The organism is Roseibium alexandrii DFL-11, from assembly GCF_000158095.2.
Lineage (GTDB): Bacteria > Pseudomonadota > Alphaproteobacteria > Rhizobiales > Stappiaceae > Roseibium > Roseibium alexandrii.
Window position 1 is genome coordinate 3,150,437 of record NZ_CM011002.1, and the last position, 13,484, is coordinate 3,163,920.

General features: G+C 53.1%; 14 protein-coding genes. 6 read left to right on the forward strand and 8 right to left on the reverse strand.

Features of this window, described 5'->3' with window-relative positions:
* Positions 1 to 9: 9 nt before the first annotated feature.
* The 4 genes from SADFL11_RS14535 to SADFL11_RS14550 form a co-directional block, all read right to left on the reverse strand.
* Positions 10 to 1,461 carry a type II and III secretion system protein family protein gene (locus SADFL11_RS14535; RefSeq protein ID WP_008191764.1) on the reverse strand — a complete coding sequence of 484 codons (1,452 nt, stop codon included), beginning with the start codon at positions 1,459 to 1,461 and terminating at the stop codon, positions 10 to 12.
* On the reverse strand, positions 1,458 to 2,222 hold the full coding sequence (cpaB, locus tag SADFL11_RS14540; RefSeq protein ID WP_040451424.1) for a Flp pilus assembly protein CpaB: 765 nt from the start codon (positions 2,220 to 2,222) through the stop codon (positions 1,458 to 1,460). Before cpaB ends, SADFL11_RS14535 begins: the two co-directional genes overlap by 4 nt.
* A gap of 226 nt (positions 2,223 to 2,448) precedes the next feature.
* Positions 2,449 to 2,961, reverse strand: coding sequence for an A24 family peptidase (locus tag SADFL11_RS14545; RefSeq protein ID WP_008192348.1), 513 nt, complete (start codon positions 2,959 to 2,961; stop codon positions 2,449 to 2,451).
* 113 nt (positions 2,962 to 3,074) lie between these two features.
* Positions 3,075 to 3,251: a Flp family type IVb pilin gene (locus tag SADFL11_RS14550; protein WP_008192800.1), complete on the reverse strand. Its 177-nt coding sequence runs from the start codon at positions 3,249 to 3,251 to the stop codon at positions 3,075 to 3,077.
* Between the two features lie 441 nt (positions 3,252 to 3,692).
* Here SADFL11_RS14550 and SADFL11_RS14555 point away from each other — a divergent pair, with 441 nt between their 5' ends.
* The 5 genes from SADFL11_RS14555 (at position 3,693) to SADFL11_RS14575 (ending at position 8,068) form a co-directional block, all read left to right on the forward strand.
* Positions 3,693 to 4,154 carry a pilus assembly protein N-terminal domain-containing protein gene (locus tag SADFL11_RS14555; protein ID WP_040451422.1) on the forward strand — a complete coding sequence of 154 codons (462 nt, stop codon included), beginning with the start codon at positions 3,693 to 3,695 and terminating at the stop codon, positions 4,152 to 4,154.
* Between the two features lie 19 nt (positions 4,155 to 4,173).
* Positions 4,174 to 4,743, forward strand: coding sequence for a TadE/TadG family type IV pilus assembly protein (locus SADFL11_RS14560; RefSeq protein ID WP_081450547.1), 570 nt, complete (start codon positions 4,174 to 4,176; stop codon positions 4,741 to 4,743).
* A gap of 22 nt (positions 4,744 to 4,765) precedes the next feature.
* On the forward strand, positions 4,766 to 5,353 hold the full coding sequence (locus tag SADFL11_RS14565; RefSeq protein WP_228198289.1) for a TadE/TadG family type IV pilus assembly protein: 588 nt from the start codon (positions 4,766 to 4,768) through the stop codon (positions 5,351 to 5,353).
* A gap of 115 nt (positions 5,354 to 5,468) precedes the next feature.
* Positions 5,469 to 6,881 carry a bifunctional enoyl-CoA hydratase/phosphate acetyltransferase gene (locus tag SADFL11_RS14570; protein ID WP_008188652.1) on the forward strand — a complete coding sequence of 471 codons (1,413 nt, stop codon included), beginning with the start codon at positions 5,469 to 5,471 and terminating at the stop codon, positions 6,879 to 6,881.
* A gap of 2 nt (positions 6,882 to 6,883) precedes the next feature.
* Complete coding sequence (locus SADFL11_RS14575) at positions 6,884 to 8,068, forward strand: acetate/propionate family kinase (RefSeq protein WP_008194736.1); 1,185 nt, start codon at positions 6,884 to 6,886, stop codon at positions 8,066 to 8,068.
* Positions 8,069 to 8,149: 81 nt separating this feature from the next.
* On the opposite strand, the gene SADFL11_RS14580 is transcribed toward SADFL11_RS14575, so the two are convergent.
* A complete protein-coding gene (locus tag SADFL11_RS14580; RefSeq protein ID WP_209002607.1) occupies positions 8,150 to 9,037 on the reverse strand; it encodes a phosphate/phosphite/phosphonate ABC transporter substrate-binding protein in 888 nt (295 codons plus the stop codon).
* Positions 9,038 to 9,154: 117 nt separating this feature from the next.
* On the opposite strand from SADFL11_RS14580, the gene SADFL11_RS14585 reads away from it, so the two are divergent.
* Complete coding sequence (locus SADFL11_RS14585) at positions 9,155 to 9,775, forward strand: HAD family hydrolase (protein ID WP_008196055.1); 621 nt, start codon at positions 9,155 to 9,157, stop codon at positions 9,773 to 9,775.
* A gap of 15 nt (positions 9,776 to 9,790) precedes the next feature.
* On the opposite strand, the gene SADFL11_RS14590 is transcribed toward SADFL11_RS14585, so the two are convergent.
* The 3 genes from SADFL11_RS14590 to SADFL11_RS14600 all read right to left on the reverse strand — a co-directional run bounded on the left by SADFL11_RS14590 (position 9,791) and on the right by SADFL11_RS14600 (position 13,441).
* Entirely contained in the window at positions 9,791 to 10,819 is a 1,029-nt protein-coding gene (locus SADFL11_RS14590; protein ID WP_008194209.1) for a histone deacetylase family protein, read from the reverse strand.
* 54 nt (positions 10,820 to 10,873) lie between these two features.
* A complete protein-coding gene (locus SADFL11_RS14595; protein WP_008195069.1) occupies positions 10,874 to 11,869 on the reverse strand; it encodes an aldose epimerase family protein in 996 nt (331 codons plus the stop codon).
* Between the two features lie 72 nt (positions 11,870 to 11,941).
* On the reverse strand, positions 11,942 to 13,441 hold the full coding sequence (locus SADFL11_RS14600; RefSeq protein ID WP_008196340.1) for a phosphomannomutase/phosphoglucomutase: 1,500 nt from the start codon (positions 13,439 to 13,441) through the stop codon (positions 11,942 to 11,944).
* Positions 13,442 to 13,484 lie beyond the last annotated feature (43 nt).

Sequence of the window (13,484 nt, forward strand, 5' to 3'; positions counted from 1 at the left end):
CGACCGTCCTCATTTGTAGATGAAACCAACTTGGCCGTGATAGGTGCCTTGGGCCTGTTCACCTGCCGGATTAAAGATCTTGTTTAGCCGGTTTAGGAAAATTGCCTCGGCATCCGATGGGGCGAACAGGTTTTTGTCGGGCCGCACCATCTTTTGTGCTGCCACCGGCTTAACAACGTAAGGTGTTACAAAGACGGCAAGTTCTGTTTGCTGTTTGAGGAAATCCCGGCTTTTGAACAACGCCCCCAGAACCGGGATTTGCATCAGTCCCGGCACACCTTCAACAGCTTGCTGATAGGATTCCTCTAGCAGCCCCGCCATAACCAGAGTCCCGCCAGACGGAAGTTCCATTGTCGATTCTGCTCTACGGACTTTAAGTGCGGAAATCGTGATTCCGCCAGCAGACACCGCGCCTTCATTTGAAAGTTCGCTCACCTCGGTTTTGACACGCAGGCTTATCCGGCCACCCGTCAGCACAATTGGTGTAAAATCGAGGCCGACACCGAACTTCTTAAATTCCACCGATATTTGGTTGTCTTCCTGAGCGATCGGAATGGGAAATTCGCCACCCGCAAGAAAACTAGCATTTTCGCCGGAAGTTGCCGTTAGCGTCGGTTCTGCCAGTGTACGGATCACACCGTCGCGTTGCAAAGCTTCCACTTGGGCGGTCAACGAGGATGTGCCACTTGAAAATGTCACACCGCCAGTTGCTTGATTGACGATCGACGGGTTCACGTTGAAGTTAGGGAAATTGCTTCCGAAAGGGAAGAAGTTGCCAGCACCGAGGTTCGCCTGGAAACTCACGCCCAGCTGTTTGATGATCGACCGCTCAACTTCCGCAACAGTCACTTTCAAATGGACCTGGTCCGAACCAGAGACCGCAATCAAATTCACAATGGCGGATCCAGTCTCATCGCCTTGGAATTTTGCTGCAATATCAGCGGCCTGCTGCGCCTCCAAAGTACTTTTTGCTGTCCCGCTTAGGACAACTTTTCCATTGATAGATTCAGCCTGAACGCTTGTTCCAGGGATCAACCGTCGAATTATACGCGTGATATCTGAAGTGTCTTTCTCGACGCGAATATCAAAACTTGCCAGCTCACGCCCACTCCGGCCAAACAGCACAAGACGGGCCTGGCCGGCCGTGTTGCCCAAAACAAAGATCCGGCGTGGTGTCCTCAAGACCGCATCGGCGATTTGCGGATTTGAAACCAGAACGTCTGCAGCATCCTCAGCCAGGTTGATGACAACAGAGCGCCCAATGCCGACATTCAAGATCCGATCAGTCGCCCTTTCACCAGCGGCGACATGGATCTGGCTCGGAAAGGCTTCCTGAGACCACGAGGCCGGTGCCATAAAAGATACAAGACCCATCACTGCAGCAAAGGCGCAGAACCTCAAACCGGACCGGCGTATGCTTTTTCTGTCGACATGGCCGTTATGTTCAGTGTGCTTTTTCATTTCACGCCTGCCTGGCTGGTAATGCCGTATTTAACGAGATTGACGCCACGCCGGGTTTCCGTTGGCTCAGCATCATCAGCCGAGTCCTGAGCGCTTCGCAGCGCAAGCGCAATCGCTCCGACTTGTTGTGACTGAGCGACGACTTCTGATTGGCCTAGTGTCAGTTCCAACGTGGCAGTTCGTTGAGGTGACAGGTTTTTCTGATCCTGTTCGCCTGCCGTTGTGGTGTCGATCGCGAGCACACGAATGTTTTCCAGAATTGTTTCGCTGATAGCCGTGTCATCGGTCCGGCGCGTCAGAATCACGTCAACCTTGTCACCGGGCAAAATGAAACCGCCGGCAGTCGTTTCCGCCTCAACTGAGACTGCAATCGCCCGCTTGCCCTTGGGCAGAATGGCCGACATGAAGCCCTTGTCCGTGTTGATAAGCCGCTCAGGCCGGATCGGTTCGCCTTTGAAAATCGGAGTTTTAGCAATTTGGCCCATCAGTTCTTCACTGGCAGACGGGTTGACTTGTTTTGTCACCGCACCGATCGGCACTGCTTCTTCAGGCCAATCCGTCCAAACCATGTCTTCTGCAGTAAGCTTGGCACCAAGCAAAATGTCGGTCGCCGCGGTTAGAACCTGGCCTTTTGCTTGTTCTAGAGGAACGGGGGCATTTGACGCTTGATCTGAAGACCCACCGGACATCATCACCATACGGAACGCCAATACTCCGGCAGCCACCGCAATAGCCAAGACCAATATACGTGCGAATTTCATGACCAACCACCAAGCTTCCGAAGGCGCTGTTGCGCCGCTACAGTCAGGTTGATCGCAATTGGTCAAAACATGGTTAACTGGATGTAGATATTTTTGGTTAACAAGCGTTAAGGTTACTTAACAGATACTATATTTTTGAAAAATGCGAACTAACTCGGCGAAACAGCGCGATAGATTAGGGAAACGTTTGTTGTCTATTGTGGCACCGCACCGACTTACCGATCGCTCATCCGGTAATCATCGAGAACCAGTCAGACCTTGGATAAACAATAAGTGCAGCAGCAGAAATTGCGATTCCATAAGGGATACCGCTTTTTGCATCATGCAATCGAAGTGCCCACTCTTGTCCTCTGAGGGGGGCAGGCAAAACCACCAGGGAACTTCGGATTACAACAAGTGAGAGTGTGAGGACACAACCAAGCAAAGCGACCAAAAACAAAAAATCAATGAGAATTGGTCCGAAACCAAACCACAAACCAACCGAGCTAATGAGCTTAACGTCGCCACCGCCCATCCAGCCGGCAGCAAAAAAAGCGAAACATGGTAGGAAAACAACGACCAATCCAAGGCCATGCATACCCCAATCATTAACGGGCATGCCATTGACCGCAGCCAAAACGATGAAACCAATGATTAACAGGATTGAGACCCGGTTTCCGATTTTCATGGTTAAAAGATCGGATGCGCCAGCGAAGGCTACCAGCATGGGAAAAAGAACGAGAACTACCGCTTCAATCATTTCTTATTCACCGGATCTGACGTGATGCCGAAACAGGACCCTGTAGTTCGCTTATTAGCCAGAAACCAAAACGGGCGGAAAACCGCCCGTTTACCAGAACTCCTGCAAACCGATTAGCCTGAGCCAGTTTTCAAAGCCGAATCAATCTGGCTGAAGATGCTGGTAAGACTATCGCCCATGGTGACCAAAATACCAATGATTGCGACCGAAAGCAGTCCCGCGATGAGGCCGTATTCAATTGCAGTTGCGCCAGATTCGTCTTTTGCGAACCGTGAAAAAAGAGTCTTCATTTCTCTGCTCCAAGTACCACTTTATTGACAGCTTCAATCCGGCAGATCTTCATAACGCCCGCTCGGTGTAAAGCGACCCTAGGTCAGAGAAATTTCCAATCAGTTAAATTTGCAGCGACAACTTGAAAAATAGCCGCCAAAAGTACCTATAGTTAATTATAAATGTATGATTTCATCCGAAGCCTATCGTTCGGAAAGACTCGCCTTGTTGCTGCCAGATGCTAGTAGATAAAATCGCTAAATCGCTGTCGCGATTAGAAAAATTTCTTTGTATCAAACACGTTGATTCCCCTTCAAGGTGAATAGCCAGAAACTAAATAAACCAAGATTTAACGTCCTGAGAACGGTATTTTTCATATTTCTTTCGCAGGTCTGTTAGCAGAACATTCACGATAATCTCGATAATATGCTGTGATCTTGGCGCGTGTAGGGATAAGTGAGATGCGAATTCAACTGATCCGGCTTATTTTAGTGTTGCTAACGGGTGCTATTGCCAACACAGCAATGGCGGATGGGGAACCAGTATTGGTGACTGTAGACCGAGCTAAAATATTTCAGGTCGAAGATGGAGCTGCCGCGGTCATTGTCGGCAACCCATTCATTGCCGATGTCGCAATGGTCGATCAGAATACCGTAGTTATCACTGGTAAGAGTTATGGGACAACCAATCTTGTCATATTGGATCAAGACAATAAACCAATTGTCGACGAGGTCATTCAGGTGCGAGCATCCGAGCAGGGTGTAGTCTCGGTGTATAGAAACTCCGCGCGAGCGACATTTTCTTGCAGCCCAATCTGCGAACCAACTCTGCGTTTGGGCGATGCGGAAGAAACATTCCAGAACACAGCTACTCAGGCTACCTCCAGAAACGAACTGGCAGAGCAAGCCGCTGGCAACAGGTGAGGCTGAAGAGTAATCGTTGATGCTGAACGGGAGCCATAACCGCAATATCAAAGGCCTTCGCCGCCTTGCACTACGTTCCTGTGCACGCAAGCTTGCGCGGAACAAAGAGGGCGCGACGGCAATTGAGTTCGCGTTGGTTGCTTTGCCGTTCTTCACGGTTGTGTTTGCCATACTGGAGCTTGGACTGGCATTTATTGTCAATCGTATGGTGGACAATGCTGTGATTGAGGCCTCGCGTATGATCCGAACCGGCCAAGCATCCCAAGCCAATTTCTCAACTGCGAACTTCAGGGATCAAGTCTGTGCATCCTTGCCAACGTTTCTTTGCAACGCAGAACGCATCCGCGTCAACGTGAGCGTTGCAAATGATTTTGTGAACGTAAATTCTATTGATTCGCTTTATGATGAGGATGGCAACTTGAAGGATGACAACGCTTATACGCAGTCTCAAAAAAGCGAGATTGTTGCTGTGAATGTTATCTATAAGTGGCCAATGTTCACGTCATTTCTAAACCTTTCGGCACTAGATCACGGCAACGAGCGCCACTTGTCGTCAACTATGGTTTTCCGAAATGAACCATGGTCATAAGCGCCCTTATCTCCGCGCCTGTTTGATCAGGTACATCGAGAGGCCCGTCAGGCTATTTCGACGGAACGAGCAAGGCGTTGCGGGAATCGAGTTTGCAATGATCCTCCCATTCATGCTGGTTTTGATGATCGGGATGGTGGAACTTACTGACGCGCTGAATGTGGATCGTAAAGTTAGCCGGATGGCAAATGCCGTAACTGATTTGGTGGCTCAGGCTCAGACTGTCACTAGAAGCGAACTTAACGCCTATTTGCAGCTCGGCGAGACGATTCTCAAGCCATATCCTTCTGACGATCTTACCTTTGTCATCGCAGGTGTCACCTTTCAGGCAAATGGCGTCCCCGAAGTGGATTGGAGCTATCAAAGGAAAGCTGGTGTTGGCGGGCCGGCAAGTGATTGGTCTGCAGGCGACGAACCTCCCATCACACTTCCCGCCACACTTGTCTCTCCCAACACTTCAATTGTAGTCGGCGCAGTGACACTTGGGTACACGCCTCCCTTAGCAGGGATATTCACGCAGTATTACTCCCGAGATTCTGTCATCACGCTGAGTGACACATATTACCTTCGGCCAAGGCTTGTTGGCACGATCCAGTGCACTGACTGTTGAAGCGAAATCATGTTTCGAATTGTGGATTTGCCGTATTTATAACGTTGTAAAGCGCTGGTAGGGTCCTGCTAATTGCTGCGGCGCAGCAGTCTGATGAGCAGGAGAAACCCAGCCGATGGCGACGAACAAAACCTACGATCAAATCAAGGTCGGAGACACAGCGGAAATTGTCCGTGAATGCTCCTCCAATGATCTTCTGGTGTTCGCCCACGCGTCCGGAAATCGCAACCCGATCCACTTGCCTGACACAGATTGGACAGGCGACGGACACATCGACAAGCCTTTCGCTCCGGCCATGTGGATCGGTGGCCTTGCGTCAGCAGTGCTTGGAAACATCCTCCCCGGACCCGGCACCATGTACAAAGCACAGTCCTTTCGATTCTTGGGCCGCGCAGCCGTCGGCGACAAACTGACGGTCCGCGTGACAGTCACGGAAAAAAGGCCGAACAACATCATCATTTTCGACATGGCTGTCTTGAATGAGACCGGTCAAAGCCTTGTTGAGGGGGAAGCTGAGGTCATCGCGCCAACGGAAACGATCGAGTTTGATTCCAGCGATATCCCTGCACTGCTTATTCAGCGGCACCGGCATTTCAACCGGATGATCGAGCTGGCAAAAACCCTTCCCGCCTTGCCAACCGCCGTGGTTGCCCCGGATGATCCAAATTCCCTTGAAGGCGCTCTTATGGCGGCCCGGGAGGGGCTGATTGAGCCAATCCTGATCGGCGCCAAGGATCGGGTCATAAAGGCCGCGGAGGAGTTGAACGAAACCCTGGACGGATACGAATTCATCGACATAGAAGACGAGTCAGAAGCTGCTGGACGAGCCGTGCAGATGGTCCACGAAAGCCGGGTCAAAGCCATCATGAAGGGGCATCTTCACACCGATCATCTTCTCCATCACGTGGTGAAGAAAGATGGCGGCCTTCGAACAAAACGCCGGATTAGCCACGTCTTTGTCATGGACATTCCAGGGCGCAAAACACCGGTTCTGATTTCAGATGCGGCCATCAACATCTCACCGGACCTGAACACCAAAGTCGACATCACGCAAAACGCCATTGATGCCGCACTCTCACTTGGACTTCAGTCCCCACGTGTCGGCATTCTCTCTGCCATTGAGACGGTCAATCCGGCTATTCCGTCAAGTCTCGATGCGGCAGTGTTGTCGAAAATGGCGGAACGGGGCCAAATCAAGGGTGGCATCGTTGATGGGCCTCTTGCCATGGACAATGCCATCGACGTTCAGGCTGCCCGGACCAAAGGGATCACGTCGCTTGTGGCTGGCCATGCAGAGGTGCTGATTGTTCCAAATCTTGAATCCGGTAACATGCTCGCCAAGGAACTGACATTTATCGCCCATGCAGAAGCAGCTGGATTGGTAATCGGCGCCAAAGTGCCGGTCATGTTGACCAGCCGGGCTGACGATGGGCGCGCCCGTTTGGCCTCTTGTGCGCTGGCGCTTCTATTCACCCATTGGAAAGAAAATTCTGCACCGGCCGGTATCTTTGACCGGGAGGAAGACTAATCATGGCACCGGTCATTCTGGTTCTGAATTCTGGTTCATCCTCGATCAAGTTCTCACTCTATGACGGCCCGGCAGAACAGGTCACCGGACAGATTTCAGGGCTTGGTGCGAAACCACACCTAAACCTCGAGGCCCTGCTTTCCGGGCGCAAGATTGACCGGGCCTTGGACAGCACTGACGGCAACTCTCACGGAGCGGCCCTGGGGGCTCTGCTTCCGATCTTAAATGAAGAGCTCGGAGGGCGATCTGTTGCGGCCGTCGGACATCGTGTGGTCCACGGCGGCACCAAACACGATCTTCCGGTTCATATAACAGGTGCTGTCATGCAAGAGTTGAGGGTGTTGGAACCTCTCGCGCCACTTCACCAACCGCACAATCTTGCTGGCATCGAAGCAGCCCGGGCAGCCTTTCCGGGGGCTGAGCAGGTAGCCTGTTTCGATACGGCATTTCATCGGAAACATCCTTGGGTCAACGACACCTTCGCCCTTCCCCGCTCCTTCTATGACGAAGGCGTTCGACGGTACGGTTTCCATGGGCTGTCTTACGAATACATCTGCGAACACCTGAAAAAGCACACCCCAGATGCCTACGAGGGAAAAGTCATTGTCGCACACCTCGGCAACGGTGCATCCATGTGCGCCATCCGGGCCGGCCAGAGTATTGGATCGACCATGGGGTTCACCGCGCTGGACGGTTTGCCGATGGGTACCAGATGCGGCCAGCTCGACCCGGGTGCCATTCTTTACCTCATGACAACTAAGGGCATGAGCGCAGACGAGATTTCTGATCTTCTTTACAAGAAGTCCGGTTTGAAGGGGCTGTCTGGCTTAAGCCAGGACATGCGCACACTCAGTCAGAGTGACGACCCCAGAGCTGCAGAAGCCATAGAGTATTATGTCTTCCGGGTTCGCCGTGAACTCGGTGCGATGGCAGCTGTTCTGAGCGGTGTCGACACACTTGTCTTTACCGGCGGCATTGGCGAAAACTCTGCCCTCATTCGTGATCGCGTATGCGCAGATCAAGAGTGGCTCGGCATTCAAATCGATCCTGCCCTGAACAACGCCGGCGACGGAACCATTTCCACACAGTGTTCCCAAGTCGCTGTGCTGGTTGTTCCAACGAACGAGGAAGAAATGATCCGTCGGCACACGGAAGCGCTACTCGCCTCACACCAATTTCCGGCCTGATCGCACCACAGCCTCTTTAGTCATCAGGGCCGATTCGGGTCAGCATCCTACAGACATCTGCATGACAGACGACCATTGACATCAATTGGCGTCTGTCTGGATGACCTTCGCATAAGGCTTCTCGAAGGTGCGTAGTACCGGCCGATAATCGGAATGAACAACGGGCTCAAAGCCGCCCGGGAGATCCGGTTCGATTGCGAGATAGGCTGCGGGATCTTCCCGCCGCAAATCCATGAGCCCTGCTCTGATTGCCCGTTTCAGGACATCAGGCAAATCGGTGCGGACAGTATGCGCCGAATAGGGAATGGGGGCCGACCGCCACACGATGTCCAAGTCTTCAAACTGGCTGCCGCCCGAAACATAATATTCGTTAAGCGTACCGGCAGTGAAGCCGTTCTTGGCTTCCCCGGCCAGTGAGGACCATCCAAGCGTGGCGTGAACACGGCCATCCAACATCGCCCGAATGCCTTCGACCGGGTCCCGGACTTCAACAAGCGTCTGGAAATACTCCCGGGCGTTTATGCCGTCTGCCGCCAGGTTGACCAACGGCACCCGGTATCCTGTGACCGCATGTTTGGCACCCACACCGAGCCGCATATCCTTCAGGTTTTCCAGCGTAACCGTTTCACTATCCCGCTTGGCAATCATGATGGCGTAAAAACGCGCCGGGAAATCATCCGGGCCAGCGGTCGCTAATGGCTCTACACATTTGCAAAGCTCAAAAGAAGCGGCATACCCGGAGGGTGAGAGACGAATATAGTCAATTCGCCCAGCTGCAAGAGCCTCGATACCATCGGCCATTGTCGGCATCAAGAACAGGTCGACAGGTAAATCGGTGATCTCTTCGAGTGCCCTGCGAAAGGGCTCAATGCGCTCCCGTGCTGTTTGTTCTGTCGCTACCACGACGCCCAACCGGACACGATCCGGGAGATCCGAATTCGCAGCAGCCGACGTTGGCAGCACAAGCACCAAGCACAACCCGACAAACAAAAAAAACCTTTTTATGTCCGTCACATATCTACCCTAATGCTGTCCGAAGAAACTGCAGGACAGTTCTTAGACCAATCATTTGCCTAAAAGGTTCTCATGGCCAGCACGATTACCAACGTCGTCTTCGATATAGGAAATGTCCTGATCGAATGGAATCCGGAAAATCTCTATCGCAAACTTATACCAAACGATGACGAACGGCATGAGTTTCTGACGACAGTCTGCACTCCTGACTGGAATGTTCAACAAGACCTTGGGCGAACCTGGACGGAAGCCGTAGAGGTTTTATCAAGGGAGTTTCCTGACAAGACGGCGTTGATACGGGCCTACTCAGACCGTTGGCATGAAATGGTTCCCGGCCCGATCTCGGGAGCAGAGGCCCTTCTCACTGAACTCAAAGCGAACAAAACACCACTTTATGCGATCACAAACTTCTCTTCGGAGAAATTCGTTGAAGCGCAAGTCCGGTTTCCATTCCTGAAAACCAGCTTTCTGGACATCGTTGTCTCAGCGGAAGAGCGCATGCTTAAGCCGGATGTGCGGATCTACCAGATTCTGATCGATCGCAATGATCTCGCCCCCGAACACTGTCTTTTTATTGATGACTCGCTTGCGAACGTGGAAACCGCACGACAATTGGGAATGACTGCGCATCATTTCAAAAACGCTGCGGGGTTGGAGCGGGAATTGGCTGCGCTCAACTTGATCATGCGGTGAACCCGAGCAGCACGGCTAACCGGAAAACCCCTCAAGAACATTCACGCAGTTGGTCCCAAGCGCATCGACGGCGTAGCCGCCTTCCAGGATGAAGATTGTCGGCACGCCAACGCGCGCAAGCCGTTGCCCCAACCTCACAAAATCTTCGGATTTGAACTTGAACCCGGAGATAGGGTCCCGCTCGAAGCAATCCAATCCGAGAGAAACAATCATCGCCTCCGGCTTGTAAACGAGAAGCCAGCGGCACGCCTCGTCGAGAGCCGGCGAATATGCCGCCCAGTCTGTTCCAAGGGGCAATGGCCAGTTGCGGGTAAATCCGGTTCCGGCATGCTCACCGGTTTCGTCCGCATAGCCCAGAAAATAAGGATATTCGTCCTTCGGATCAGCGTGAAGAGACAGGAATAGGACGTCTGGCCGATCATAAAACAGGGCTTGTGTACCGTTTCCGTGGTGATAGTCGACATCCAGAATTGCGACGCGGTGGAGCCCGTAATCCCGAAGGTATTGCGCAGCGACCGCGGCATTGTTGAAGAAACAATACCCGCCGAAAAAATCGTGCCCGGCGTGGTGTCCCGGGGGGCGGCAAAGTGCAAAAACTGACTTTTCACCGTCGAGCACGAGTTTGGCAGCTGTCAACGCAGTATCCGCTGAGGCGCGTGCGGCCCTGTAGGTATGCTCACCAAGCGGCGTGCCGGCATCCATGGAATAGCGCCCCAGCAGCCCGTCGACGTGTTCGACCTTTGTGTCCTGCCGAAGACTTCTGATTGGCCAGACGAAGGGAAAGGCTTCCGCATCGCGGCCACTGGCTGTCCATAGCGGCCAGAACCTCTCAAGGAAGGATACATATTCCTCAGAGTGCACCCGGTGAAGCGGCCGGATCGGAAACTCCAATGGAGGGATGACGTCACCGACCTTGCGGTCTTTCACCGTCGCCAAGACGATTTCCGCCCTGCTCGGAATTTCGACAGCAGGCTGGAGCTTACCGTCTGAAATCTCCTGTGCCGGTGCGTGGGCTAGCTGGGTCGCTGAAAAAACCGTCTTCACAATTTGGCCCCCGTCCCGGTGAAATCACTTTGTCGAAGAATACTCTAAACGATCTTAAGAGAAACGGAATTCCGTTACCTGGTTATAGCTCGCATGCGGCCTCAGCAACACATCCGTGAACGTCTTCTGATTGACGCTATCTGGCCAACGTTGTGCTTCCAGGCACAAGCCTGCGTGAGCACCGTAGTTTTTTCCGGCAAGCCCAGGCACAGGCACATCGATCTTTCCGCCGTCGTAGAGCTGCAGCCCTGGTTCGGTCGTCCAAACTTCCATCCGCCGGTCACCGCTCTTGTCTTCCAGTGCTGCGGCAAACTCAACGGTATCTCTCGGCGCATCTGATAGGCAGAAGTTGTGGTCATAGATCACCGCCTCTTCTCCCGATTTTCGGCGCAGCCGCCGGCCATCCTGAAAATCATAAGGTGTCCAGGCAACGCTACGGATCTGCCCGGTTGGGATCAGATGATCCTCAACGGGGACGTAGGTTTCCGCCGCGATTTCGAGCTGGTGATCCAGAATTGTATTGCTGCCGTCGAGATTGAAATAACTGTGTTGCGACAAGTTGACCGGAGTGGTCTGGTCGGTAGTTGCCGACAACTTCACCCGCAACGCACCCGAGCCTGTCAGGGTGTACCGGACCAGCGCCTCAACGCGTCCCGGATAACCCATATCCTCGTCCTCTGACACGAGCTTGAGCAATACGCTCGCTTTGTCGCTTTGTTCAATTTGCCAGTTTCGCTGCGAGAACCCTTTAGAGCCTCCATGGAGGTGATGGCCGTTGTCATTCTGATCCAAATGATACGCACGCCCGTCGATCGCAATCTTGCCATTTGCGATCCGGTTCGCACACCGGCCGACGATTGCGCCGAAATACGGAGAGTGATCCAGATAGTCCTGTAAATTGTCAAAGCCCAAGACGACTGACTGACCGGCAAATTTCAAGTCCCGGATGATAGCGCCGAAGGTCAGTACGGAGGCCTCAAGATCGCCCTTCTTCAAGGTGATCTCCTCAACGGATTTACCATCCGGAAGAACACCGAATTCCTGTATCATTAAGAAAACTCCTGGAGAAAAACAAAAAAGGCGGCGAGGATTTCGCCGCCTTTCTCAAGCCAAGTCAAGACTTTAGAGCGTCTGATTGTATTCGCCAACTTCGGGATTTTCCCGCAGAACCGCATCAACAGCCTTGAACATTTCATGAAGCCGCACTTCCGAAGCCGGACTTTCGACCACGACGACAAGCTCCGGCTTGTTCGAAGAGGCCCGCACGAGGCCCCAGGTGCCGTCTTCGCTGACAACGCGGATACCGTTGACGGTGATCAGATCTGTAATGGACTGCCCGGCAATTTTCTCGCCAGCGCCATGCATCTCCTTAAACCGGGCAACAACCCGGTCAACGACATCGTATTTCACTTCGTCAGCACATTTCGGCGACATGGTCGGCGAGCCCCAGGTCTTGGGCAAATCCCTCCGCAGATCTGCCATGGACTTGTCCGGGTTGCGGTCGAGCATGTCGAGAATGGCGATTGCGGACACCAGGCCATCATCATAACCGCGGCCGATCGGCTTGTTGAAGAAATAGTGTCCGGACTTCTCAAAACCGACGATTGCATCGAGCTCGGTAACCCGGCGCTTGATGTAAGAGTGACCGGTCTTGAAATAGTCGGTCTTGGCGCCGTTGGCCTGAAGCACTGGATCTGTGTTGAACAGACCGGTCGACTTTACGTCGACAACGAACTGGCTGTTTGGATGCAATGCCGAGATATCGCGGGCTAGCATAACACCGACCTTGTCGGCGAAAATCTCTTCGCCTTCATTGTCGACAACGCCGCAACGGTCTCCGTCTCCGTCAAACCCGAGACCGACATCCGCGCCAACTTCCAGAACCTTGTCCCGCAGAGCATGAAGCATCTTCATGTCTTCCGGGTTTGGGTTGTAACGCGGAAACGTGTGGTCAAGTTCGGCATCAAGCGGAATAACTTCCGCGCCAAGTGCTTCCAGGATTTTTGGCGCAAAGGCACCCGCTGTCCCATTGCCGCAAGCTGCGACCACCTTGATCGGTTTTTTCAGTTTTGCGCGGTCGGTCAGCTCCTTGAAGTAGACATCTGCAAAGCCGTCGACAAACTTGTAGCTTCCGCCACCTTTCAAATCAAAGGCCGCGTCCAAAACGATTTCCTTAAGCCGGCCCATCTCGTCCGGACCGAAAGTGAGTGGGCGGTCGATGCCCATTTTCACGCCGGTCCAGCCATTGTCGTTGTGGGACGCCGTGATCATCGCAACGGCCGGGACATCGAGTGCAAACTGCGCGAAATAAGCCATTGGCGACAAAGCCAGGCCGATGTCGTGAACGTTTACACCCGCTGCCAGAAGTCCGTTGACCACCGCCATCTTGATCGATGCGGAGTAGCCGCGGAAATCATGCCCAACGACGATATCGGGGCGCACGCCGCGCTCATGAATGAGCGTGCCGATACCCATACCGAGCGCCTGCATTCCCATCAGGTTGATTTCTTTTTCGAATAACCAACGCGCATCGTATTCGCGGAAGCCGGTTGGCTTCACCAGCGGTAGCGTTTCATATTCATAGGTGTTCGGTGTAAGGGCAGGTCTTGGCTTCGGAAACATGCAGTCCTCTAAAAGCTTTGGCATCTAATTGGTGTATAGGAGG